The sequence below is a fragment of the Actinoplanes sp. NPDC048796 genome (assembly GCF_040650035.1).
GTDB lineage: Bacteria > Actinomycetota > Actinomycetes > Mycobacteriales > Micromonosporaceae > Actinoplanes.
This window is the reverse complement of record NZ_JBEZGO010000011.1, coordinates 126404-151864: the sequence shown is the minus strand read 5'-3', so window position 1 is coordinate 151864 and position 25461 is coordinate 126404. Positions and strand designations below refer to the sequence as shown.

The 25461-nt window shown below is 69.8% G+C and carries 14 protein-coding genes; 7 read left to right on the top strand and 7 right to left on the bottom strand.

The window, feature by feature from the left end; genetic code table 11:
* Window positions 1-21 precede the first annotated feature (21 nt).
* A complete protein-coding gene (locus tag AB0C26_RS34895; RefSeq protein WP_360256377.1) occupies window positions 22-1137 on the bottom strand; it encodes a GAF domain-containing protein in 1116 nt (371 codons plus the stop codon).
* 114 nt (window positions 1138-1251) lie between these two features.
* Here AB0C26_RS34895 and AB0C26_RS34890 point away from each other — a divergent pair, with 114 nt between their 5' ends.
* The 4 genes from AB0C26_RS34890 (at window position 1252) to AB0C26_RS34875 (ending at window position 7484) form a co-directional block, all read left to right on the top strand.
* Window positions 1252-2925 (top strand): SulP family inorganic anion transporter, encoded by a 1674-nt coding sequence (locus tag AB0C26_RS34890; RefSeq protein ID WP_360256375.1) that lies wholly within the window; start codon window positions 1252-1254, stop codon window positions 2923-2925.
* Window positions 2926-2998: 73 nt separating this feature from the next.
* Window positions 2999-4468: an AAA family ATPase gene (locus AB0C26_RS34885; RefSeq protein ID WP_360256373.1), complete on the top strand. Its 1470-nt coding sequence runs from the start codon at window positions 2999-3001 to the stop codon at window positions 4466-4468.
* 1 nt (window position 4469) lies between these two features.
* The gene (locus tag AB0C26_RS34880; RefSeq protein WP_360256371.1) at window positions 4470-5615 is read left to right on the top strand and encodes a hypothetical protein; all 1146 of its coding nucleotides are present in this window, start codon (window positions 4470-4472) and stop codon (window positions 5613-5615) included.
* 339 nt (window positions 5616-5954) lie between these two features.
* Window positions 5955-7484, top strand: a complete 1530-nt coding sequence (locus AB0C26_RS34875) for a hypothetical protein (RefSeq protein WP_360256369.1) — start codon at window positions 5955-5957, stop codon at window positions 7482-7484.
* 45 nt (window positions 7485-7529) lie between these two features.
* On the opposite strand, the gene pdxY is transcribed toward AB0C26_RS34875, so the two are convergent.
* Complete coding sequence (gene pdxY / locus AB0C26_RS34870) at window positions 7530-8381, bottom strand: pyridoxal kinase PdxY (protein ID WP_360256366.1); 852 nt, start codon at window positions 8379-8381, stop codon at window positions 7530-7532.
* Between the two features lie 84 nt (window positions 8382-8465).
* Here pdxY and AB0C26_RS34865 point away from each other — a divergent pair, with 84 nt between their 5' ends.
* Both AB0C26_RS34865 and AB0C26_RS34860 read left to right on the top strand, forming a co-directional pair.
* The gene (locus tag AB0C26_RS34865; RefSeq protein ID WP_360256364.1) at window positions 8466-9230 is read left to right on the top strand and encodes an NPP1 family protein; all 765 of its coding nucleotides are present in this window, start codon (window positions 8466-8468) and stop codon (window positions 9228-9230) included.
* Between the two features lie 241 nt (window positions 9231-9471).
* Window positions 9472-9951 (top strand): hypothetical protein, encoded by a 480-nt coding sequence (locus AB0C26_RS34860; protein WP_360256361.1) that lies wholly within the window; start codon window positions 9472-9474, stop codon window positions 9949-9951.
* Here the strand turns inward: AB0C26_RS34860 and AB0C26_RS34855 are convergent.
* Window positions 9948-11090 (bottom strand): acyl-CoA dehydrogenase family protein, encoded by a 1143-nt coding sequence (locus AB0C26_RS34855; RefSeq protein WP_360256359.1) that lies wholly within the window; start codon window positions 11088-11090, stop codon window positions 9948-9950. The two genes, AB0C26_RS34860 and AB0C26_RS34855, sit on opposite strands and share 4 nt — an antisense overlap.
* A 159-nt stretch (window positions 11091-11249) precedes the next feature.
* On the opposite strand from AB0C26_RS34855, the gene AB0C26_RS34850 reads away from it, so the two are divergent.
* Entirely contained in the window at window positions 11250-12386 is a 1137-nt protein-coding gene (locus tag AB0C26_RS34850) for an adenosylhomocysteinase (RefSeq protein ID WP_360256357.1), read from the top strand.
* A 104-nt stretch (window positions 12387-12490) separates the two neighbouring features.
* On the opposite strand, the gene AB0C26_RS34845 is transcribed toward AB0C26_RS34850, so the two are convergent.
* The 4 genes from AB0C26_RS34845 to AB0C26_RS34830 all read right to left on the bottom strand — a co-directional run bounded on the left by AB0C26_RS34845 (window position 12491) and on the right by AB0C26_RS34830 (window position 25385).
* Window positions 12491-18238, bottom strand: a complete 5748-nt coding sequence (locus AB0C26_RS34845; RefSeq protein WP_360256354.1) for a ThuA domain-containing protein — start codon at window positions 18236-18238, stop codon at window positions 12491-12493.
* Between the two features lie 215 nt (window positions 18239-18453).
* Complete coding sequence (locus AB0C26_RS34840) at window positions 18454-20307, bottom strand: trypsin-like serine protease (RefSeq protein WP_360256352.1); 1854 nt, start codon at window positions 20305-20307, stop codon at window positions 18454-18456.
* Between the two features lie 15 nt (window positions 20308-20322).
* A complete protein-coding gene (locus tag AB0C26_RS34835; protein ID WP_360256346.1) occupies window positions 20323-21012 on the bottom strand; it encodes a DUF6193 family natural product biosynthesis protein in 690 nt (229 codons plus the stop codon).
* Window positions 21009-25385 carry a polymorphic toxin-type HINT domain-containing protein gene (locus AB0C26_RS34830; protein ID WP_360256343.1) on the bottom strand — a complete coding sequence of 1459 codons (4377 nt, stop codon included), beginning with the start codon at window positions 25383-25385 and terminating at the stop codon, window positions 21009-21011. Before AB0C26_RS34830 ends, AB0C26_RS34835 begins: the two co-directional genes overlap by 4 nt.
* Between the last annotated feature and the right edge of the window lie 76 nt (window positions 25386-25461).

Sequence of the window (25461 nt, the reverse complement as noted above, 5' to 3'; positions counted from 1 at the left end):
TCGGGTTGTCGGCGTTGGCGGTCAGGTGCGGTTCACGTAGGCGGCCAGGCCGCCCAGTTCCTCGCTGGCGATGAAGACGGAACGCACGTTGATGATCGCCTCTTCGACGTGGTCGGGGCAGCCCCACGCCGCGTCGCCCCAGGAATCGGCGAGTTTGATCTCGGCTGGGGCGGCGCACGGCTGGGCGCCACCGAGCTGGCAGTGCTCGGGGTGAGGCGCGGCCGCCTGCGCGGCGGCCGCCGCTTTCAGCCGCGCGGCGAGCTCGGCCGCGGCGGTGGCACGCTCATCGGCTTCCCGCGCCGCCTCGGCCAGTTCGTCGTTGGCCGCCTGGGCGCGCGCTTCGGCCCGGTGGCGTTCGATGGCCAGGGCGGCGGTGCCGGCGAAGACGCGGGCGAGAGCGAGGTCCGCCTCCCGCGGCACGCGCGGGACCCGGTGATACATGGCGAAGGTGCCGAGCAGGTCACCGTCGCGAGCCAGGATCGGCGTGGACCAGCAGGCAGCCAGACCGGCCCGCCCGGCCAGTTCCCGAAAGTCGTCCCAGAACGGGTCGGCCGCGATGTCGGTGACGATCACCGGCTCCCGCCGGTGAGCCGCGGTGCCGCAGGAACCCACCCCTTCGCCGGTGGCGATCCCGTCGATGGCCTCGTTGTAGAAATCCGGCAGACTGGGCGCCGCGCCGTGCCGGAGATGCCGCCCGTCAGGGTCGGCGAGCAGCACGGAGACCACCACCTCGTGCGGCGCGAGCTCTTCGATGCTGCGGGCCATCCCGTCGAGCACGTCGGCCAGCGGCGCCTGCCGGGCGATCTGCTCCAGCAGGGCCCGGTGTTCGGCCATCAGCCGCTGGGCCTGCTTGACCTGAGTGGTCTCCACCCCGATCAGATGAACGCCGATCACTTCACCGTCCGCGTTCCGCCGCGGCTCGAGGGTGAAATCGAACGACGCCTCCTCGACGCGGACATCACGCAACGTCAAGGGCTCGCCGGTGCGATAGACCCGGTCCAGCCGCTCACGGAGACCTGGGCTTTCCCTGAATGCGGCACTCGCCGTCTCCACCACATGCTCCGGCCCGGCCAGCGACGCGAAGACCGCGGTCGACTGCCCGAACAACGCCCGCTGATCTTCGTTCGCTTCCGACATGGACACTTGTCTACCAGCAAGCAAGGTCCTCCGCGCGCCCAGCCCATGCTCCCGGCCGCGTCTCATCCGTTCCGCGTGATGTCCGGGCGGGGAGGGGCGCTGACAATCGCGGGCGTGGCGATCACCGGCCGGGTCGGGCACTGGGTGCGTCGAACGGTGCCCCGGCGCAGTTCGGTTCGCCGGGATGTGGTGGCCGGGCTGACCGGTGCCGTCAGTGGCGTGCCCGACGGCATGGCGGCCAGCGTTCTGGCCGGTGTGAATCCGGTCTTCGGGCTTTACGCCAGCATCTTCGGACCGGTCGGCGGTGGCCTCACGGCGGGGAGCCGGCTCATGGTCATCACGACGACCAGTGCCGCGGCCGTCGCCGCCGGTTCCGCGCTGGCCGATGTTCCCGGCGCCGACCGTCCTCGGGCGCTTTTCATGTTGACCCTGCTGGCCGGGGCTCTGATGGTTCTGGCCGGGCTGTTCCGGCTCGGGCGGTACCTGCGCTTCGTACCCCACTCGGTCATGATCGGTTTTCTGTCGGGGGTGGCCGTCAACATCGTTCTGGCGCAGCTTCCGGTTCTTGCCGGCGCCGCCGCGACCGGGCCGTTCGCCCTGGCCAAGGCGTGGGATCTGCTGCGGCATCTCGGCCGGGTGAACATCGGCGCTCTGCTGGCCGGGCTGTTCGCCCTGGTGGTGCTCGTGGCTTTCCGGCGTACCCGGTTCGCGGCCTACTCGACGCTGGTGACGCTGATCGTACCCAGCGTCGCCGTCGCGGTCCTGCACGCTGACGTGCCCGTGGTCGGCGCCATTCCAGGTGGGCTGCCGACGCCCGTACTGCTCAAGCTCTCGGACTTTTCCTTCAGCCTGCTCGCCGGCGCGTTCGCGGTCGCCCTCGTCGTCCTGGTGCAGGGGGCCGGGGTCAGCGAGTCGGCCCCCAACCCGGACCGGACGCGAGCCGACCCGAACCGTGACTTCCTCGCTCAGGGCGTGGGCAACCTGCTCGCCGGGCTGTTCCGCGGCCAGCCGGTGGGCGGTTCGGTCGGCCGTACCGCGCTCAACGTGGCCGCCGGCGCCGCCGACCGTGGGGCCGCCGTTTTCTCGGGCCTGTGGATGGCCGTACTGCTGCTGCTCTTCTCCGGCCTGGTCGGCGCCGTGGTCATGTCGACCCTGGCCGCCGTGCTCATCGTCGCCGCGATCGGCGCTTTCCGGGCCGCCGACCTGCGGGCCATCGTCCGCACCGGCGCCATCTCGCGGATCGCCGTGCTCGCGACCTTCGTCGCCACGCTGTTCCTGCCGGTGGCCGCCGCCGTCGGGGTCGGGGTCGCGCTGTCCCTGCTCATGCAGCTCAACCGTGAGGCGGCGGACTTGCGGGTGGTACGCCTGACGCCGCGCGACGACGGCGCCTTCGTCGAACAGACGGCGCCGCGACGGCTGGAGTCCCGGGAGGTCACGATGCTGGACGTCTACGGAAGCCTGTTCTACGCGGGCGCCCGTACCCTCCAAGCGCGTCTGCCCGATCCCGCGGATGCCGAACAACCGGTCGTCGTCCTCCGGCTGCGCGGCCGCGCCATGCTCGGCGCCACCGCGTTCGCCGTCCTGTCCGACTACGCGTCGCGGCTGGCCGACGCCGGCGGCCGCCTCTACCTGACCGGCGTCGACCCGGCCGTGCTGCGTCAGCTGCGCCGCAATCGGACGGTCGAAAGAATTGACGGGGTACGCGTCTTCGCGGCAACCGAGGTGATCGGAGAGTCCAGCCTCGAGGCGTACCGGGAAGCCCGTCTCTGGCTCGGCTCCCTTCCCTGACAGGTCGGGTCATCGGCCGCGACCTCGCTGACCAACGCTCGTCATCGTGTGGCTGTCTGCTAGAACTGCGGGCATGCTCGACAGCGAGACCGCCGCGGTGGTCGATGACGTTCGCGGGAATTTCGGGCCGGAGTTCGTGCCGGCGCGGGTTGCCGCCGAGGATGCGGTTCGGCGATACATCGAGGAGAACCGCGGGCAGTTCGACGCCGAGCGGATCGTGGCCCTCGGCCGCCTGATCAACCGGCATGCCAAGGCCGGGCAGGACCGGTACGACCGGTTCACGCCCGGGTTCACCGGGGCGATCATGAGCAAGCTGGGCAGCGACCCCGCCACCTTCAACCGCATGCTCGACCGGCTGTGGTCGGAGCCGATCGACGAGGCCGTGGCCACGCTGGGCGCCATCTACGGCAACCGGCCGCTCTTCGCGCACGCCGGCTCGTCGCTGCCCAGTTTCCTGCTCTACCTGCGTGACCCCGAGCGCTTCGGCATCTGCATGAACGCCACGATGTCCGGTCTCGCCGAGGTGACCGGCGCCCGCTACAAGGCGCGCAGCCCGGAGGACTACGACCGCTTCTGCACCGACCTGCGGGCCTGGCGGGAGCGGCACGGCGTCGTACCCCAGGAAGCCGACGCCGTCCTCACCGCCATCAAGCGGGCCGCCACGCCCGAGACCGGCCCGGCCGAAGAGGTGGCGCTGTCCGGCGGGTTCACCACCGAGGAGGTCGCCGCGCGCGGTTACCTTCCGGTCGAGCAGGTGGACCGGTGGGTGGAGGCGCTGACCATCGGCATGCGGCAGGCCGTCTTCCACGGGCCGCCCGGCACCGGCAAGACCCACGTGGCGCGGCTTCTCGCCCGCCATCTCGCGAGTTCACCGGACCACATCGAGCTGACCCAGTTCCATCCGGCTTACTCGTACGAGGATTTCATCGAGGGCCTGCGGCCCGACGAGAGTCAGACGGGGCTGCGTTACGCCGTACGGGACGGGGTCTTTCTGCAGCTGTGTCAGCGGGCCGCCAAGGCACCCGACCAGACCTTTGTCATGATCATCGACGAGATGAACCGGGCCGATCTCGCCGCGGTGTTCGGCGAGTTGCTGTACCTGCTGGAGTATCGCGGGGCCGAGGTGCGGCTGCCGTACTCGCAACGGCGTGTGTCGGTGCCGCGCAACGTGTTCCTCCTGGGCACGATGAACACCGCCGACCGCAGCCTGGCCATGCTGGACTTCGCGTTGCGCCGCCGGTTCAACGCCTTTCCCCTGCTGCCCGACGAGACCGTGCTGGCCAACTGGGCGCAGAGCCGCTCGATGGACAACGCCGAACTCGCCCTCGGGGTGTTCCGGTTGATCCGCGACCGGGTCGGACCGGACGCGCCGGTGAGCCCCGGCCACTCGTACTGGATGACCGAAGCTCTCGACGCGGCCGCCGCCGAGCGTGTCTGGGCCTACCAGCTCCGCCCCTACCTCGCCGAGTACTGGTTCGAGCGGCCCGCCGAGCTGTCCAGGCTGGACGCGGACGTGCGCGCCCTCATCGGGGAGCTGACCTGATGTGCTCGAGCTGATCGAGTACGCCACGACGACCGCCGACCTGACGGCCGCCGAGGCGGGCGAGCTCGCCCAGATGGCGCGGGGATCGCGGCACGGCGAGCGGCCCCGGGTCATCGAGCGCCTGGCGCCGACGATGGTTCCCGGACGGTACGAGATACAGCCGGGCCCGTACGTGGGACGCTTCGTGCTGGGCAGCGGCCGGGTCGTCGACCTCGGATGCCGGTTCCCGTTTCACGACCTGGCGAACCTGCTGCTGTACGGCCGCCGGCCCCTCCTTCTCGAGGAGACGGCCGCGCCCGGTCTCGGCGGTCACAGCTTGATGGATCTCATCGCGCTGGCCTTCGTGCGTCAGGCCGAGCTCGTCGCCGGGCAGGGGCTGGTCAAGGCCTATCAGCGGCAGTCGTTCAGCCGGCCGCCCTACCCCGGGGTGCCCATGCCGGCCGTCCACCTCAAGCGGCACGCCGGCCGCCCGGACCGCCTGGCTACGGTGGCGAACCGGCTGACCGCCGACGTGCCCGCCAATCGGCTGGTGGCGACCGCGCTCCGCCGCCTGGGCACCCTTCCGCTCCAGGACGAGAGCGTGACCGCCCGCCTGCGCGGCCTGGTGCCCGTGTTCCGCGGCATCGGGGACACGTCCGGGCCCCTGCCGGAACACGCCGCGCCGGCCCGCTACCGCGGAACACTCGACCTGGCGCGCCTGATCCTGGACGACCGGACGACTCTGCCCACGGGAGCCGGCGTCTCCGGCGTGAGCGTCCTCTTCACCATGACCAGGATTTGGGAGAACTACGTCGAGCAATGGCTGACGGACCGCAGTCCCGGTTCTGTGGTGTCCCCGCAACACCGGATCCCGCTGACCGACGACGGCCCCGGCCCGACCGCCCGCGCCGATTTCGTCGTGCTGGAAAAGGGCCGGCCGACCGGCGTGTACGACGCCAAATACCGGCCGTGGCGGCAATCGCCCTCAACCGACGAGATCTATCAGCTTTTCACTTACGCCCACCGGCTCGGAACAAAGTACGCGGCGCTGGTCTACCCGTCCGCGGACGACCGCCGAGCCACCACAACGATCAGCGGCATCACCATCGACACCTGGGGCGTGCCCCTCCGGCCCGCTTTCGAGCAAGCCGGAGGTCATTCGCGGTGACCCCGTCGCCGCGCTGCCTCATGCCGACCCGGTCGCCCGCGACCACGGTGAACCCGAGAGGGTCCTTGCGCACGGCGCCGGGTGAGCCCTGACTGCGACGCTCCGCCGTACGGCTCCGACATCAGCGACGAACGACCAGCAGCCACCGCGCCGGGCGCATCCTAGGTTCGGATCGGCGTGCCTTCGATGATCCAGCACAATGCACGGCGATACGGGAGGAAACTCATGCAGGACAACTCGGGGTCGACCGAGGTCCCGGAAGCCACGGACGGCGACACGGCCGAGGCATCGACCGTCCTGGCGGAGGTGATCCCTGGGATCGCTGTCGTCTTCGGCGAGGTGCCCCCGGAGCTGAAGCTCGATCTGATCGACTTCGGCCTGGTACCGGCCGGCGACCGTCAACGGATCTCCACCGTCCTGGCCTCGATCGGGAACACGGCGAGCGTGGCCGGCAACCTCGGCAACGCCTTCGCCGGCGCACAGGGGCTCTACCGCGTCAGCGACGCGACGACGGCCCTGCTGAAAGCGGGCGGCACGCTCGCCGTCAAGGACGGCGCCAACCTCGGAGCGATCTTCGCCAACGGCCGGATCGTCGCCCAGGCCCGGTTCATCCCGGTCTCCGCGGTGGGCGTGGCGCAGAGCGTTGCCGCTATCGGGCCGGCGCTCGCCATGGTGGAACTCCAAATGCAGCTCAGCGAGATCACCGGCCTCACGCGAACGAACATCGCACTGACCAGTCAAGTACTCACGACCATTCGCCACGAGCAGTGGGCCGAATTGACAGCTCTCGTTGCCAGCGTCGATCGCGCCATCGACAAAGCGCGGGAAATCGAGTCTGTGCCCGCCTCCCTGTGGGACAGCATCGCGGGCAGCGAGGCCGCACTTCGCAAGCAGCGTGACCTGTACCGGCTGAACGTGGACAGCCACATCCGCCAGATCCACCGGCTCGATCGACGGGCTCGCCGTGAGTACCTCGAGACGAACGCCGAGGCGATCCTCTTCGACGCCCATGCTCTGCTCTCGTCCGTCAAAGCGTGGACCGGGCATCAGGCGCTCCACGCCGGGCGTGCGAGAGCCGCGGGTGCCGAGGACGCGGCCGAGGCTCTGCTCGTGGAAGCCATCGCACGCGACACCGGCGAAGAGCTCAAGTCCGCGCTCGCCGAGACGACGAGGGTCGTCGACGCGCTGACGCGTGAGCTTCGCATTGTCGCCGAGCTACCCGGCCGCGACACATTGGCGTTGCCGGGAATGCGAAAGGACTCGAACGCGACCCGGCAAACCTCGGCCCGTCTTCTCGAGGCGCTCGAACCTCTTGCCGACGCTCTTCACCCGCCGATTCCTCCGCTCGACGTTCCCGAGATCGTCTGCGCATCCCGGGCGCTGGACCACGGGAAGAGCCTGCGCATTCTCCGCTGGTTCCTGGAGGACGGCGAGACGGTACGGGTTCTCGGCTTCCCCGATCAGCTCGACGGCGCCGGTTCGATCTCGTCGATCGTCAGCGGGGCCAAGGGGATGCTGGGCGGCGCCAAGGACAAAATGGCGGACAGGGACCTGGTCGCCGTCACGGATCGCCGCGTCATCACCGCCAAGGCGACCGCGTTCCTCGAGCAGGGCGAGCTCCGCCAGGACATCCCACTCGACCAAGTGCGATACGTGCGGAGCACGGCCCCGGCGGGCAAGGACGGCCGTTTCACGATCGACCTGATCACCCGCGACGATAACATCCGGTGGCTTTTCCCGCGCGACGTCGAGAGCTCAGACGTGGATGCGCTGGCCGCCGTTCTGGCCGAGTCGATGACGATCCCGGAAGGGGAACGCGCCGAGCTTCTGCGGCGGCGGCCCGCCCTCGTCGAAGCCGACACGAATTGACTGAATCAGCTGACCGTCCGGGCGCGTCGGCGCCCGGACGGCGAATCAGCGGACCCGCTCGGCCTTGAATTGCATCCGCGGGTTGGCGTAGAACTCCTGCGCCTCGATCAGCTGCAATTCGCGCTGGCCGGAGCGATACGTCGTCTCGATCAAATCAAAGACGCTTGACGCCGTACGCTCCAGTGCCACCGCCGCGTCCTTGGTGGCCACGTAATGCGCGGTGAACAACGCCGCCGTCACGTCGCCCGACCCGTTCGCCTTGAACGGCAGGTGCGGCGTGTTCACCAGCCACGCACCGGCCGGGTCGACGACCAGCATCTCGATCGTGCCCTCGGGGCGGTCCGGCCGTTCCACGCTCGTCACCAGCACCGTCGACGGGCCCATCTCGCGGGCCAGGTCGGCCGACTCCAGCGTCGACTCGATGCTCGCCGGCTCGGTGCCCGTCAGGAAGCCCAGCTCGAACTGGTTCGGCGTGATGATGTCGGCCACCGGCACCACCCGGTCGCGCAGCAGCTCGGGGATCTCCGGGGCCACGAAGCAGCCCGACTTCGCGTTTCCCATGACCGGGTCGCACGCGTAGACCGCCGCCGGGTTGGCCTCCTTCACCCGGCGCACCGCGTCGACGATCACGTCGCCGATGCCGACTCCGCCCTGGTAGCCCGACAGCACCGCGTCGATCTGCGGGAACACGCCCCGCTCCTCGACGCCCAGCAGCACCTCCGCCACGTCGGTGGGCGGGATCAGCGGGCCACGCCACGCCCCGTACCCCGTGTGGTTGGAGAAATTGACCGTATAGACGGGCACGACCTCGACGCCGATGCGCTGCAGCGGGAACACGGCCGCCGAATTGCCGACGTGGCCCCAGGCGACCGCCGACTGGATGGACAGAACCTTCATGCCTCCAGCCTAAGGACCCGGCCGCCGCCATGTGTTCACGGCCCATCTATTGACGCTTTTAAATCGAAACCGCGAAGATCAGCCATGCGCCTTGTACGCCTCGGGGCCGTCTCCGGCCTCGCCGCCCTCATGGTCCTGGTCGCGGCCTCCCCCGCCCTGGCCGACCCTCCCCACAACCTCCCCCAGAACGCCGGCGGATACGAGCAGTCGTTCTCCCCCGCGTACGACTACGACACCGACGGCTGCTACGCCGTCCCCGCCATCGGCCCCGACGGCACGCTCAACGGCGGCCTCAACACCACCGGCGCCGTCAACGGTTCCTGCCGCGACCAATGGGACCTCGACAATTCCCAGACGTACGCCCGCTCGAAATGCAACAACGGCTGGTGCGCCATCGTCTACGCCAGCTATTTCGAAAAGGACCAGGCCGTCGCCGGCAGCGGCCTCGGCGGCCACCGCCACGACTGGGAACACGTGATTTCCTGGGTCAGCCAAACGTCAGATCAGGTCGAGTACGTCACCACGACCCAGCACAGTTCGCAGGTGACCTACACCCGTTCCCAGGTACGGTTCGACGGCAGCCACCCGAAGGTCGTCTACCACAAGGACGGCGCCTCCACCCACTTCTTCCGGCTGGCCAACGGCAACGACGAGCCGCCGGAGAACCACTACCACAATTGGCGCTACCCGGCCCTCGTCGACTGGAACGGATATCCGAGTCTGACCCTGCGCGACAAACTGATGACCGCCAATTTCGGCTCCGCCACCATCAAAATCAAGGACGGCTCCTTCGAATACCTGCTGAACGCCGCCAAGCCGTCCGGCATCCCCTTCAACCCATACGGTTAGAAACGGCTCCGAACGACCGACACCGCCGGTCCCGATCCCGCACTAAGTTGGGACCGGCGGACGCGAAGCCCCGACTGAGCGTCGCCAAAACCGATTCAATACGGCTCGCAACGCCCGGTCGCTTCCAGGAGAACTCGTGTCCTATCCTTCGCCCCATCATGAGCAGCCCCCGCCCTCCTGGTAGGTGCCGCCACAGAAGAGGCGCAGCAAGCTGCCATGGATTCTCGGTGGCGTAGGCGCCGTGCTCATCCTCTGCGTCGGCGGCACTGTGATCGCCGCAGTTTCCAGCGGCGATGCCAAGGATAGTTTCGCGGATGGATACGCGCAGGGCGCCGCCGCGCAGGCGTCAGCTCAACAGGCCACGCCGGCAGCGACAGCGACGACATCCGCTGTTCCCGCCCAGCCCGCGGAGCTGCGTACTTCCGCCCCGGCGGCCGCTCCGGCCACCACGAAAGCGGTCCCGACAAAGGCGGCCACCACAAAAGCAGCCCCAGCCAAGGTCAAGGTGCCCAAGGGCGTAGGACTGGACTACCAGTCCGCACAGGACTTGTGGCGCGCGGCCGGTCTCGTCGTCGCTCCGGCCAAGGATGCCACCGGAGCGCACCGCCTGCCGGTGATCGACGCGAATTGGGTCGTGCTCGGGCAGGATCTCACGCCGGGTTCCACGGTCGAGTCGGGGTCTCTCATCACCGCGACGGTGAAGAAGTACAGCGACGACTAACCGCTGTACCCGAAGAGTCTGGCGGCGAGGTCGGCCATCACCTCGCTGGCCCCGCCGCCGATTCCCAGGACTCGCGCGTCGCGGTAGTGGCGCTCGACTTCTGACTCGCGCATGTAGCCCATGCCGCCGTGGAGTTGGACCGCCTCGTCGACCACGTATTTGCAGGCGTCCACGGCGGCGTTCTTGGCCAGGCAGGCCTCGCCCACGACCATGTCGCCGGCCGCGTGCCGCAGCGCCACCTGCCGCGTATAGGTCCGGGCCAGTTCGATGCGCTGCCTCATCTGCACGAGCTTGTGCCGCACCACCTGCCGCGCGGCGAGCGGCTTGCCGAACGTCGACCGGTTCCGCGCATGTTCCACGCTCAGATCAAGGCATCGCTGCGCTATCGAGTACGCGTGAACGGCCACCACGATCCGCTCCGGCACGAACACCTGAGCGATCAGCGAGAATCCGTCGCCGATCAGATTGCCCGCCGGCACCCGGCAATCCGCGAACGACAGTTCCGCCGTGTCCGAACAGAGCCACCCCATCTTGTCGAGCCGCCGCGACACCGTGAACCCCGGCGTGCCCTTCTCCACGACCAACAGGCTGATGCCCGAGGCGCCGGGACCGCCCGTACGCACCGCGGTTGTCACGAAATCCGCCCGCGTCCCCGAGGTGATGAACATCTTCGCCCCGTTCACCACATAGAAATCCCCGTCCCGCACTGCCGTGGTCCGCAGCGCGGCGACATCCGACCCGGCTTCCGGCTCGGTGATGCCCAGCGCGGCTATCTTCGAGCCTTCCAGCGCCGGCCGCACGAACCGGTCGATCAGCCCGCGGTCGGCGGAAGCCACGATGTGCGGCAGCGCGATCCCGTGCGTGAACAGCGCCGCGTGGCATCCCGACGAGCCACCGGCCTCCAGGAACGCCTCGGTCGCCACCACCACGTCCACGGTGTCGCCGCCGTCACCGCCGTGCTCTTCGGGGAACCCGATGCCGTAGAGACCCGCCGCCGCGGCCCGCCGGTGGAGCTCGCGCGGTATCTCACCGGCCCGCTCCCACTCGCCCAGGTGGGGTGTGACTTCCTTGCTCACGAACGACGCCATCGCTTCCCGCAGCGCCGCCCGCTCGCTCGTCTCGAACGGGTCTTCGTACATGGCCGGACCTCCGCTACCATCGCCGCATGACTTCGACGCCCGGCGTGCGCCCTCTGCGGCGCCGGGCCGTGTTCGGTGACCACTCGTACCGCATGGACTTCTACCAGTAGAAGCGGCTGGCCCTTTTCTTTGCCCGCCGACGAATGGAAGACAACCGACATGATTTCTGAGTCCTTGCTGTCCTCGTACGAACACCCGGCTGTCCGCTGGGCGGCCGCCCACATGCCCCTGCTGCACGAGACCATGAGCCGGTCCGGGGCGGCGTTCGCCGGCGTACGTGTGGGAATGTGCCTTCATATCGAACCGAAGACCGCCGTGCTGGCCACTCTCCTCGTCCGGGCCGGCGCCCACGTGCGCCTTACCGGCTCGCCGGGCACGACCAAGCCCGAGGTGGCCGCGGCCCTGCGGGCGATCGGCGTCGAGGTGTACGCCTCCGGCGACGATCCGCAGGTCGACCGGATCCTCGACCTCGAGCCGGATCTGCTGCTGGACAACGGGGCCGACCTGACGCTGGGCCTTCTCGCCCGGGGCGTCCCCCGGCAGTTCCGGGGCGGCACCGAGGAGACCACCACCGGCGGGCTTCGGCTGCGGGAGGGCGGCCACGCCGGCGTCCCCTTCCCCGTGGTGGTGATCAATGACAGCCCGCTCAAGCAGCTGGTCGAGAACCGCTTCGGGGTGGGGCAGAGCGTCGTGCAGGGCTTCATGAACGCCACCAACCGCATGCTGCCGGGCGCGAACGCCGTGGTCGTCGGCCACGGCCCGTGCGGTCGTGGGGTGGCGCAGACGTTGCGCCTGCTCGGGGCGCGGGTGTCGGTGGCCGAGGTCGACCCGTACCGCAGCCTCGAAGCCGCCCTCGAAGGGCACGGCACCGGGCCGGCGGAGGATCTGCTTCCCGGCGCCGACCTGATCTTCCTGGCCACCGGAAGGCCCGGCGTGCTCGGGCCGGCGCAGATCGAGCTCCTGCGCGACGGCGTGGTCCTGGCCGGCGTCGGCCACCGCGGCGACGAGGTGGATCTGGGGCTGCTCGGCACGCCCGGCCCGGACACCGGGGCCTACCACCGGGAGCACCGGCTCGCCGACGGCCGCCGGGTCGTCGTGCTGGCCGAGACCCGCATGATCAACCTGGTCGCGGCCGGCGGCAACCCGATCGAGGCCATGGATCTCGGTCTGACGCTGCAGGCGGCGTCGCTCGCCGCCATCGCCACCGGCACGGTCGGGCACGGCGTGCAGCCGGTGCCGGACGCCCTCGACCGCGACATCGCCGAACGGTTCGCGGCCCACCTGACCTCCTCCTGACGATCGGGTCCCCGGCGACGGGCAGGGTTCGGAACAGTAAGTACGCCGCCCTCCGCGAAAAGGGCGAAGCCCGCCCCGTCGTGACGGGGCGGGCTCCTGGAACATCAGCGCTTCGCGGCGATGCGGGTCGGATCGCCGCCGAGGCGGCCGGCGCCCTTCACCGATTTGCCGTCGTTCGCTTTCACGCCGGCGGCGCTGGCCGTGCCGCCGAGGCGGACGATCATCGCGTCGGCGTCGCGGAGCAGCGTGTCACGGACGTCGGTGTCGGTGACCAGTTTCTTGTCGTTGACGAGGGTCTTGAAGGCGGTCAGCTCCTTGATGGCCTTGTCGTCCTTGCCGGAGGCCTCGGCCTTGCGGGCCGCGTCCAGTTTCTTGGTCAGGTCCTTGTGGGCCTTGGCCGAGAGCCGGCTCGTCGCCTTGAACCGGTCCAGCAGGTTCTGCATGTCCCGGAACGAGGTGGTGACGTAGAACTGGACGGTGGTCGTCGTGCGGTTGCCCGCCTTGTCGACCGCGGTGGCGGTCAGGTCGTGCAGGCCGAGCGGCAGTTCGTACAGGGCCAGCAGCGCCCCGTTCGTGTACGCCTGGCCGTTCAGCGTGGCCGTGGTGCTCTGGACGCCCGAGGTCGGGTCGACCGCCTGCCACGAGATGCGCACGTCCTGGCTGTCGCCGTAGAGCTGGCCGTGCGCCACCCCGGATACGAGCAGCGTCGGCTTGGTGCCGTCGATCCGTACGACCGCGGACTTGAGGGTTTCCGCGTTTCCCGCCTTGTCGGTGGAGCGGTACAGCAGCTCGTGCTGCCCGTCCCCCTTGATGTCCACGGGCGAGGTGTACGGGGTCCAGGCGCCGCCGTCCAGCGACCACTCCAGCTGGCCGACTCCGGAGCCGGCGTCGGCCGCGGTCAGCGTGACCGGGATGGCCCCGGCGTGCCAGCCGTTGTCGTTGGCCGGCGCGAAGGACGCCGTCGTGAGCGGAGCCGTGGTGTCGATCTTCACCGCGACCGACTTGGCCGTCTCCACGTTGCCGGCCTTGTCGGTGGACCGGAACCGCACCTCGTGCGAGCCGTCGCCGGCGACCGGAATCGGTGCTGTGTAGGCCGTCCAGGTGGTGGCGCTGTCGACCTGGTACTCCGTCTTGTCGACGCCGGAGGCGTCCGTCGCGGTCAGGGTGACCGTGACGTCACCGGTGTGCCAGCCGTCGACCGGTGTGCCCGACACCGACGCCGCGGTCACCGGCGCGGTGGTGTCGGCGTTGGCCGCGGTGAGCCGGAAGTAGTCGAACGCCACCGTCTTCGCCGCGCTCTGGCTGGTTCCGATGCTGTACAGCCCCACCTTGGAGACGGCGGCGTTGGTCAGCGCCGGGAGCGCCGTCCACGCCGTACCGTCGGCCGAGTAGGACGCCGTGTAGGTGTTGCCGGCCTTGGCCAGCCGCAGGTGCCACACGCCCGAGGCCAGGTTGCCGGTCTGGGGCTGCGGATCCTGCACCGTCGCCCCGAGCTCGCTGCGGAACTCGATGCGCCGGCTCACCGCCTGCCCCGCCTCGTTGTCGACGACGAAGTCGAGCTTGACGTAGTTGTCGTCGTCGCCGTAGACGATCAGACCGGCCTGCTGGTACCGCTCGTTGAGGGCGCTCCCGTCGACCTTCGTCTCCACGGTCCAGTCGCCGGACGGCACTTTCTGCAGGATGAAGTTCTTCGGCGCGGTGTTGCCCCCGCCGTAGATGTCACCGGCCGGTGTGTCGATCCGCAGGGAACCGTCGGCGATCCGGTACGCCGTCGGGTCCTCCCGGACGACCGCGTTCCACCGGCACTTGTCGAGGGCCGCCCCGGTGAATTCGTCCGACGGCGTGACGGGTTCCGCCGGCTCGTCCGGCGTCATCTGGAACCAGTCGACCGCCGCGTCCACCACCGGCGCGGTGGTGCCGCCGTTGAGCGCGAACACCCCGACCCGCGGGTTTACGATGCCGGCCAGCGCGGCCGCCCGGCCGACCGCCGTGAAGTTCTGCCCGTCGACCGACGCCTGCGCCGTCAGGTTCGTGCCGTCGCTGATCAGCCTCAGGTAGAAGGTGTCACCGACCGGCGCCGCCGTGCTGTCGCCGCTCTCGTTGCGTGGCGTTCCGGCGGTCTCCCGGATGAACTCGACCGTGCGGGCGCCGTTGAAGAGCAGATCGAGCTTGGCGTAGTTGTCGTCGTCGCCGTACACGATCAGACCGGCCTGCTGGTAGTTCGCGGTGACCGGCAGGGTGATCTTCGTGGTGGCCTGCCAGGCGCCGGTGGGCGCCGGTTGCAGGATCAGGTTGGTCGCGTCGTTCCGGTTGCCGTAGAGGTCGCCCGCCATGGTGGGCAGCCGCAGGGATCCGCCGCCGACCGAGAAGGTCTGGTTCTCCCGCACCACCGACCAGCGTGTGCGGTTCAGCGAGTCGCCCACGAAGTCGTCCGAGCGCGCCCCGAAGCAGGACGTGCTCGGCGCTTCGACCTTGACCGGCACATTGACGTACGCCTTGGCGCCGCGCTTGTCGGTGACGGTCAGCGTGGCCGTGAAGTTCCCCGGCGCGTTGTAGGTGTGGCTGGCGTCCAGAGTGTCGGCCTTGCCACCGTCACCGAAGTCCCAGGCGTACGTCAGCGGGGTGTCGCCTTCCGCGTCGGTCGCCGTGCCGTCGAAGGCGACCGTGACCGGCGCGGTGCCGCCGGCCGGCGTCGCCGTCGCGCTGACCGCCGGCGGTGCGTTCTCGGTGACGCCCCGGCCCAGGAAGTCGATCCAGTTGAGGTTGAACAGCGATCCCGCGCCGCCGGCCGGGTCCTGGGCGACGAAGAACAGGGACTCGGTGTCGGCGGCGGTGACCGGGACCGTGACGTCGGCGTAGGTCTGCCATCCGCCGGTTCCCGGTACGGTCGCCGTGGCGACCAGCGGGCCGTCGGCGGCACCGGACCGGATCTCGATCTGGCCGCCGTTCCCGGCCGAGGCCGCCCGGAAGCGGATCGAGTCGACGCCGGTCAGGCTGGCCGGGTCGATCGACCAGTAGTCGCCGTCCTCGATGAAGCCGATGTTCTGGCCGCCGCCGGCGGTGTCGGTGGTGGTCTCCCGCTGCACGCCGGCGTCGCCGCCGCCGGTGCTGCCGGGCACCCGCCCGGTGGCCGTGTAGTACTCGGCCTGCTTGCGCTTGGGCTGCAACTGCTCGATGGCGCGGCCGGTGAGCGGGGCCGCCCCGCCCTCGCCACCCTTGTCGGTGTAGGTGGCCTCGAAGACCGCGAACACGTCGGCCTCGGCGCCGTGGCCGGCGGCCAGCGCCGTCTGCACGGTGCCGGTGCAGCCGGTGTGCTGCTCCAGCGGGTGGGCGTGCTCGTCGTGGCCGAGCAGCACCTGCAACTGGATCCGGTCACACTCGATGGTGCCGTCCTCCGGGTCGGTCACCTTGATCGTGTACTTGACCTGGTCGCCCCAGTCGAAGAAGCCGCCGTCCGGCGGGAACTCGATGGAGACCGTCGGCGCGGTGTTGCCGACCGTCACCGGCACGTTCGCCACCGCCGTACGGCCCTTGGGGTTGGTGACGGTGAGCTGCGCGTTGTAGTTGCCGGCCTTGGTGTAGGTGTGCGTCGGGTTGGCCTCGTCCGAGGTGCCGCCGTCGCCGAACGTCCACGCGTAGGTGAGCGCACCGCCGTCCGGGTCACGGGAGCCGGCGCTGGAGAATTTCGCCGTCAACGGCACCGGCCCGGAGGTCGGGGTGGCGCTCGCGTTGGCGATCGGAGCCCGGTCGCCGGCGACGTAGTCGATCCGGTAGACGCCGGAGTCGTCGTTGCTGCCGCCGAAGCCGCTGCCCCACTCGATCAGGTACAGCGCCCCGTCCGGGCCGAACTCGAAGTCCATCGGCCGGATGAAGCTCATGCCGGTCAGCAGCTGGTTGATGTCGACCAGGGACTTGCCGTCCTCGGTGACCTGCATCGTGTACATCTTCGACTGGTTCCACTCGCCGAACATGGCCTTGCCGTCGTAGTAGGCCGGCCACTTGCGGTCGGAGTTCAGCGCGGCGTCGTACCGGTAGACCGGACCGGCCATCGGCGCGCCGCCGCCACCGATCTCGGGGAAGCGCGGGTTGCCGCCGTAGTCGTAGTCCACAGTGGCCGCGATGGCCGGCGGCAGGTCGGTCAGGCCGGTGTTGTTGGGCGAGTCGTTCTTCGGCGCCGCGCAGTCGAACTTGGCGCCGCTCGGCCCGGACGGGAACTGGTAGTCGTTGTAGGCGTAGTTCGCGCCGGTGCAGTACGGCCACCCGTAGTTGCCGGGCTTGCCGACGATGTTCCACTCGACGGTGCCCTCGGGGCCGCGGTTCGGGTTGGTGGTGCTGGCGTCGGGGCCGTAGTCACCGACGTACAGCGTGTTGGTCTTCGGGTCGATGCCGATCCGGAACGGGTTACGGAAGCCCATCCCGTAGATCTCGGGCCGCGTCTTCGCGGTGCCCGGCGGGAACAGGTTGCCGGCCGGCACGGTGTAGGACCCGTCGTCCTCGGGGTGGATCCGCAGCACCTTGCCGCGCAGGTCGTTGGTGTTGCCGGCGGACCGCTGGGCGTCGTAGTCCTGCCGGCCCGCCCGCTCGTCGATCGGCGTGTACGCGTCCGACTCGAACGGGTTCGTGTTGTCGCCGGTGGCCAGGTAGAGGTTGCCGTCCCGGTCGAAGGTCATGCTGCCGCCGGCGTGGCAGCAGGTGTTGCGCTGGGTGTCGACCTGGAGCACGACCTTCTCGCTGGCCACGTCGATGGTGTCACCGGTGACGGTGAACCGGGACAGCAGGTTGCGCGGTGTGCTCTCGTTGCGGGCGTAGTACAGATAGACCCAGCCGTTGTCCTTGAAGTCGGGGTCGAGCCGGATCCCGATCAGGCCGTCCTCGTTGCCGGTGAAGACATCAAGGTCGACAGCGGTCACCGTACGGCCGGTGTCGGGCTTGATGATCTGCACGCGCCCGTCACGTTCCACATAGAACACCCGGCCGTCGGCGGCGATGTCCAGCTCCATCGGGTTGCTGGTGTTGCCGTCGAGGGCGACCTTCTCGAAGCTCGGGGTCAGCGAGGCGCCGCAGTCGGCCTCGACCACCCCGGCCGCGGTCTGGATGCCGCCGAGCAGGTGGGAGAGGAACTGCGGATCGGCGTACGACTCGTTGGTGTGACCGCCGCCGGTGTACCAGGCCCGGCCGCCGTCGTAGTCGCGGCACCAGGCCGTCGGGTGGTCGGCGCCCATCGCGCCGGTGCCCGGGCTGTAGCTGGACTCGTCCAGGCTGGCCAGCACGTGCACGTCGCCGCGGGGGTTGGTGCGGAAGTTGTACCACTCGTCGAAGCGCGACCAGCGGTCCGGCAGCGAGGCGGTGGACGGGTGCGCGTGGTCCTCGACCTTCACCGTGGCCTGCTGGTTGGCCGGGTGGTTGTTGAAGTAGGCGCCGACCAGCTTGCCGTACCAGGGCCAGCTGTACTCGGTGTCGGAGGCGGCGTGCACGCCGGCGTACCCGCCGCCGGCCTGGATGTAGCGCTCGAAGGCCGCCTGCTGCCCGGCGTCCAGAACGTCGCCGGTGGTGGAAAGCCAGACGACCGCCCGGTACTTGGCCAGATTGTCGTCGGTGAAGGCGGCGCCGTCCTCGGTCGTGTCAACGGTGAACCCGTTGTCCGCACCGAGCTTCTTGATGGCCGCGATGCCGGCCGGGATGGAATCGTGCCGGAAGGCCGCGGTCTTGGAGAAGACGAGCACCGAGTACGGCTCGGCGGCGGCGACATCCGGGGCCGCGGAGGCGGCCGGCGCGCTGATCAGAGTGGCGGCCAGAACCGCACAGGAGGAGAGGACGGCGGTGAGCACTTGTCGAAGGCGTCGACGGGGCACAGATTCTCCTTGTGTCCGTTGTAGTCGGTCCGGCCCGCCGAATAGCCATCCCGCATCGAGATTTGTTTATTGCTTGTACAAACTTGAGTCCTGCACAACGTTTCAAGCAAGGGTTCAGCGTGTAACGGTTAGGTAACTGAAGGTCAACTTCGTCTCCGTTCCGGCGCGGGAACGCCGGCCCGCGCCTCTCGGCGGGCCGGCATCCCACGGGTGATCTAGGGCAGAACCAGGAGCTGAAGCACCGTGGCCGGCACTCCCGAGCCGTCCGGTGCGGCGATGCCGATCGACAGGTAGCCGTTCTGGGGCACCGACGCCTTCTGCGGGGCCGTGTCCTTGGTCTTCCAGACCACGTTGATGTTGGATCCGACGCCGTCCTCGTAGCCGTCGCTGCGAATCGCGTACGCCCCGGGCACTTCCAGCTTGAGCATGGCCGTCGCGCTCCCCCGCCCGAACTTCACCGTCCGGTCGATGTCGAAGCAGAGCTGACCCTTGGTACCGACGGTCAGATCCGACGTCCGCAGCCGGATGTACTCGTACGGGCCGGTCTTCGGCACCGAGCAGTCCGCCAGCAGCAGCCGCCCGTCACCGGAGATGAGCTTCACCTTCTGCTCGGCGAGGATCCGCTCGGCACCGGGGTAGGCCATGTTGTCCACCATCGACTGCTCGGCCACCGGGGCCGGGTCGTCGAAGGAGACACTTGCCGGGTCCGCCGGCTCAGTGGTGCTTCCGCTCCCGATGACGCCGTTGTTGAGGGCGCACAGGGTTCCGCCGACGGCCACGCAACCGTGGTAAAGCGTGACGTCGTCGATGAAGCCGCGGTAGCCACCGAGGTTGGCCGGCTGGTCGTAGGCGACGTTGACCTGCTTGATCCGCTTGCCGGCGGCAACCCGGCCGATCTGCACCCGCACGTGGTTCCAGGTGTTGAGGGTGAGGTGGCCGCACTGCTTGGAGGGATGGATGTCGACGCCGTTGCTCGCGGTCGCCTTGAGGGAACGAAGCCTCGTGCCGTCGGTGAATTCGAGATCGATGGCCACGCAGGTGCTGTTGTTACCGGTGGCCAGGCTGCCCGAGCCGCCCTCCGGGAAGATCGAGTATTCGAGTACCGTCCGGCCGTCGACCAGGATGTTCGGTGTCGAGGCGAGCTTGAGGTGGGCGTAGGACGAGATGCTGCTGAGGTCCTTGCCGGAGTACAGGACGGACCGCGTGCCGGTCCGCGCCCGCTGCGTGCGGATCCCGAGCTCGGGCCCGCTCACCGAGGCGATCACACCACCGACGTTGTAGATCATGCCGGCGCCGGCGGAGATGTTGGGCACGACAGCCGGATCCGTGGCCTCGAAGCTCGTGTGGCCGGTCCGGCTCTTGATCCAGAGGCCGAGGTCGTCGACGCGGACCGCGGTGGCGGCATGGCCCTGTTCCGCCGCCGAGCCGAGACATCCGGCCGGGGCCGCGGTGGTGACCATCGCGACCAGCGTCGGTACGCCCGACACGGTACGCACGACCGGTCCGCCCGCATCGCCCGGGCAGACGCTCGCGTCACCGGTCGCGGTGAGTGTGACGGTGTCACCCGCGGACTGCACCGCGAACGAGCCGGAATGCGGCCCGTTCGGGAGCCATTGCGTGCCGGTACGACCGGCGCCGAGGACGCTCAGCGTCTCCCCGGCGGCCGCCGGCGTGCCGGCCAGCTGCACCGAGGATGTGGTCGGGCCTAGGTTGCCCTGGTCCAGATGCAGGAGCGCCACGTCGCGGGTGGGGTGGAATCCCACGCTGAGAACCTGGTACCGGCCGAACGTCGTCAGGCGCAGCGGCGCCGAGCCGTCGGTGGCCGGTGCGGCGCCGCTCGCCCGCAGGCAGGTAGCCGTGGTCAGGGCATAGTCGCGCTCGATCTGACTGGCCGTACAGCCGAAGAAGTTCTCGGCCTTCGCCCCGTCGCCGACCACTAGCGGCTGGACGTAGTCGGCAGTGGCATCGACCGTGTCACCGGTGACCGCCCGGGCGCTGGCCGGTACGACCGCGAGGCCGAGGAGCATGAGAGCGGCGGTCAGTGCCGCCCTCGCCGGAGTCTTCGTCAATTTCTCTCCCATGGATCAGTAGGTGTCGGGAATTTCGGCGGAGGCGAGGCGCACCGCCTCGGCCGGCGTCGCCGCCGGCCGAGTGGTGGCCTGCCAGGATGTCTCGACCTCGTAGCGACCGGCGTGGTGCCAGATGGCGACCTGACCGTTCTCGCGGTCATCGGGATCGACGGTGAAGCGTGCGAGCGTCTCGTGCGTCACCGACGGGTACAGCCGGCTCAGGCGCGGATCGTCGTGGGCAGCCCGCAGTACCGGCCGCATGGTCTCGTAGCCGGGGTCCCCCAGATGGAACTCCCAGAGCACGTCGAGCAGGTTGCCGTCCTCGCGGGCCTGCTCGAAGCGGCTGGTCTCCAGGAAGGGGAAGGCGGCGATCATCTCCCGGATCGTGCTGCCGTCCCGCCAAGCGGCGGCGGCCCGGGCCAGCAGTTCCAGGTCGTCGCTGCCGCCCCACAACCGGGGCCGGCCGTCGACGCTGACGTTCATGCTGAACACCCGCCGGTTCGCGGCAGTCGCCAGATCTATCCGGCCGCTCGCAGTCGCGACCGACGCGTAATTCAGCCGGAAGAAATCGTCGGGCCAGGAGATCTCCTCGAGGTCGACACCGGCCCGCCGAGCCGCATTGCGCCAGGCCGGTCCGAGGCCGCCCTGCTCGGCGAGATCCGGATAGAGGTGGGTGTCGATCGGGGACACCGATGCGTCGCTCATACGGTTCCCGCCTCGAGTTCCAAGTCGTACCGGGCTCCGTCGAGCTTGCTCTTCCACTTATGGTTCAGCTGATTGATCATGGTCTGGTCTCCCTTGCCGTAAAGCTTCACCGCGTTCCACCAGTCGATCGTCGGAAAGGGGGCGGCGACGTCCGTCTCGTTCGTGAAGAACTTGATGTTCTTCCACGGTTCCCGGCCGACGCCGCCTTTCGAAAAGTCGTAGAAGGCCTTCACCATGGCGAACATCTCGGCCTGGGTGGCGTCCGCGTAGAGGTGGTAGCGCTCCGGCGGAACGTCTTCGATACGCAGCGGCTTGGCGCCTTTGAAGGCCATTGTCAGGAACTGATCCAACGGGCCGGTTTGCGAGGTCAGGCCGCCTTCGAAACCCGACATGAGCACGTTGATCGGCGGAGCGCCGGAGGCCCGGAGCCGCACGTTGACCTCATCCTGCCAGTTCCCGTTCCCCTCGAAGTGGTCGTACCGCAGCTTCCGTGCCCAGTCGTAAACCCCGAATTTCTTGTAGCCCAGGGCCAGCGGCTTGAGGCAGGGAACGTCGTTGTGGACCAGGAGCGAGGTGGCGCCGGCCTGGACGTAGTACGAATGGAGTCCGTCGACCGTGAGGTTGTGGACGGTGGTGACGGCGGTGTGCGGGCGCACCGCGGTGATCTGAACCCAGGTCCCGCTGCTGGTCCGGAGCCACTGTCCGGGGGCGAGCGTGCCGGCGTCGCGCCACTCGCCGGGGTCGGCCACCCAGAACGGGTGGTTGACGGTGGCCGTCACCGTGCCGCCGGCGGTGCTGACGTCGACCAGGTCCTTCGCGCCGGATCCGGCGATCAGGTCGGTGACCGCCCGCGGCTCGGTGCGCCCGGTGCCCGGATCGGTGGCCAGGACACGGTCACCCACCCGCACCGCCGCGATCGCCCGGCTCGACCCGTCGGCCATCAGGACGGGCGTGTCCGCCGTGAAACTGTTCCCCTTGCACGTCAGTCCGCCGACGACCATGCGGGCGAAGTTGGATTCGAGAATCTTGGCCGGCAAGCCGACCCGTTCCAGTGCGGCCGGGACCCGGATGCGGCCGATGGACCCCTTGAGCTCGTTGATCAGCCGGGCCCCGCCGACCATGGTGAGGGCTGAGCCCGCGGCCCAGGCGATCGCCTGCTCCTCGATCCAGACGCCGAAGAGACCGCCGACGCCCATGCTGACCTCGGCACCGCCGAGGACGGCGGCCCCGGCGGCGCAGAGAGCCGCGCAGCCGAGGGCCAGCGTGACCATGGCCGTCATGCCACCGACGGCGATGCTGCCGGCCTGGACGTACAGCATCTCCGACTCGATCATGTCGAACGCTCGGTTCGACCCGAACATCGGATTGAAGGTGTCGGCCACACATTTGCGGTGGTAGTCGCTGCCGGACGGGTCCATCAGGTCGCAGAACTTGCGGTTCTCACTGGCGCGGGCGATCTTCATGTCGGTCGGCTCATAGACCTGGAGGCAGCGCCCCATCTTCTCCGGGATGGGACCGGCGTCCCTCAGGCACTCCCGGAACTGTTCCTGTAGCGCCTCGATGTGTGCCTGCTCGATCTTCTTCTGACGATCGTTGACGCGCTTGACCATGGCGTTGTAGACGCCGATGGCCGCGTTGGCCTCCTGGCCGGCCGCGATGGCCGCGTCCCGGGCGCGCCGGGCGGCGCCGATCGCCTCGCCGGCCGAGTCTTGTGCACTGGCGAAGGCGGCATGGGCCACCGCCACCGAGCGGGTGGCGTCCGCCGCCGCGGCCTCCGCGCGCTCGGCCGCCGCGGTGGCCGTGTCGGCCGAGGAGATGGCGTTCTTCGCCGACGTCTCCGCCTTCCCGGCCCATTCGGCGGCCTTCGTGGCATGGCCGATCGCGGTGGTTCCGGAGGTGATGGCCTTGGCCGCCCAGGCGTTGGCCTCGTTGGCGCTGCCACGTGCCTTGGCCGCGACGGACTGCGCCTCCTGCGCGTTCTGCGTGGCGATCCAGGCCGCGCTGATGGCCCGGGCCAGCAGGGCCTGCATCTCCTGGTCGTGCCGGGCGGTGTCGTAGTCGGCCTGCGCGGCCGCGTGCCGGCCGGAGTTCAGGAAATCCTGGAGCATTCCGGGCGGGCCGTCGAGCGCGTTCCGGGCCGCGGCGTACAGATTCGTGCCGGGCGAGGTTTGCGCGAGGAGCTTGTTCACGTTGACCCGGGCGTCGGTCCGGGCCGCGTCGTACTGCCCGGACTCGACGAAGGCCCGTACGGCGGCCTCGTCGCCGTCGAGCGCCTTGGTCGCCTCCCGCACCGTGACGACGTTGTTGTCGTTCTGGGCCTTGGCCAGGATCCGGCCGACCGCGACCCGGTCGTCGGTGGCCCGTTCCGGATAGTTCTGGTCCCTCAGAAAGAGGGCCACGTCGGCGTCCGTGCCCTCCAGCGCCTTGAGCGCGGCCGCCGCCAGATTCGGGTTCTTGTCGTACGCCATCGCCGTCACCGTGGCCCGGTCGTCCACGGCGGCCGCGACGTCGATGCCGGTCCGGACGAAGTCGAGGACCTCGTCGTCGGTGTCGCCGAGGGCGGCCCGGGCCGATTCACTGGTGTGCGGCCCGCTGCCGGTCGCGAGAGCCATCGCGACCCGGCGAGCCGCGACGACCGCCTCCGGTCGCGCGGTCAGCGGGCTGCGGACCTGCGCGATCAACTCGTTGGTCCGCGCGTCGCGTTTGGCCGCCTCGCGTGCGTTCCAGGCGGCCGACTGCTCGTAGTGTTCGTAGATGGCCAGCCCGGCCTTGGCCGCCGCCGCGCCCTGCGAGTCGACGACGGCGATGCGCTCGGCGTCGGCGGCCCGGCCCGCCGCGTAGATGTCGTAGGCCTTGGTCGCGGCACTCACCGAAGCCTCCGCGGACCTCACGGCGGCGTTGGCGGCGTCGGTCGATGTCTGCGCCGCCCGGGTGGCGTCGCCGGCGTGGGCGACCGCGTCGAGAGCACGATCGGCCGCGGCGCGGGCGTCGGCGGCCGCCTTGGTGGCGGCGTCGATGGCGGTGTTCGCGGCCTCGACCGCCACGGCCGCGTACTTGCGGGTCGCGTTCGCGGCCCGCCGTGCCCGGTCGGCCTGGGCATGGGCCCGTTTCGCGGCGGCCTCGGCCGCGGCGACGTTCACACCGACCTGCTTGGCCTTGGCCAGAGCGGACTCGGCGGCCTGGATGGCGATGGTGGCGTCGGCCTCGGCCTGCTGGGCCCAGCCGATGGACGCGCTGGTGGAAAGGATCAGCGCACTCTGCAGGAATCCCACGCTGTCCTCGGCCGCCTTGGCGGCGAGGTCGGCGGCGGTCGCCATCTTCGTGGCGTTCGCGGCGTTCTTCTTGTCGACCGCGGCGTCGGCCGCGGCTTTGTTGGCGCGGTTGGCGGCCCGGCGCGCCAACGAGGCCTGGGTCATGGCCCGCGCGGCCGCGGCGGCCGCGGCCCGGGCGGCCATGACCGCCGCGTCCGAGGCGGCGAGCGCCTTCTGGGCCGTCTTGGCCGCCTGCTCAGCGGCGGAGGCCGCCCGGTTGGCGGCGTCGGCCGCCTTGGTGAGGTTGTCACCGGCGCTGTCCATCGCGGCCAGGGCGGCCTCGGCCGACTTCTTGGCCTCGGCGCCGGCCTTCCGGGCCTGATCCGCCGCCTCCTGCGCGCGTTCGTTCTGGTTGCGGGCCTCGGCGCTGGCCGTCTCGGCCGCGGCCGCCAGGTCGGTGACCGCCGCGGCTTCCTCGTCCCACGCGGCGGCGACGGCGTATCCGCTGTCGATGAAGCCGGCGAGGGCGTCGGCCGAGCCGTCGTCCAGGGCACGCTGCGCCATCCGGCGTACGTTGGATCCGGTCACCGCCTTGGCGTAGATCTGCGAGACGCGGATCCGCTTGTCGAGCTCGTCGGCGTCGCGCCAGCCCGTGCGGAGGAACTCGTCGAGCGGACCCTCGGGCTCGTCGGTCATGTTGAGGGCGGGCAGCGGCGACGCGGTGTCGGCGTCGAGCGCCGCCGTCCCGGCCGCCTTCAGCTGGGGCCCGCCCGCGGCGATCACCTGTTGGACCCGCACCCGCTGGTCGGTGTGCAGCGATTCCTGCCATCCGGTCTGGAGGAAGGTCTCGATCGTGTCGGTGTCGAGGGCCTTCAGGGCCGCGGCGCGCACCGCGGGACCCCCACCGGAGTAGATTCCCAGAGCCAGAACGCGCTCGTCGACGGATTGCAGATCCTCGAGCCGGCCGACGAACGCCCGGACGTCGTCGTCACTACCCAGCAACGCCGCTTCGGCGGCGGGCTTGACCATCGGGCCGCCGTTCATCCACAGCGCGGCGACTCGCGCCCGGTCGACCGGCGTCTCTTCGGGTTCGGCCGCACGGGCCGGATCCGGAACTGCCATGAGGCTGACGCTCAACGCGATGACGGCAAGTGCCATCACCGACCGGCGCCCCCGCAACCTAGTCATGGATACAATC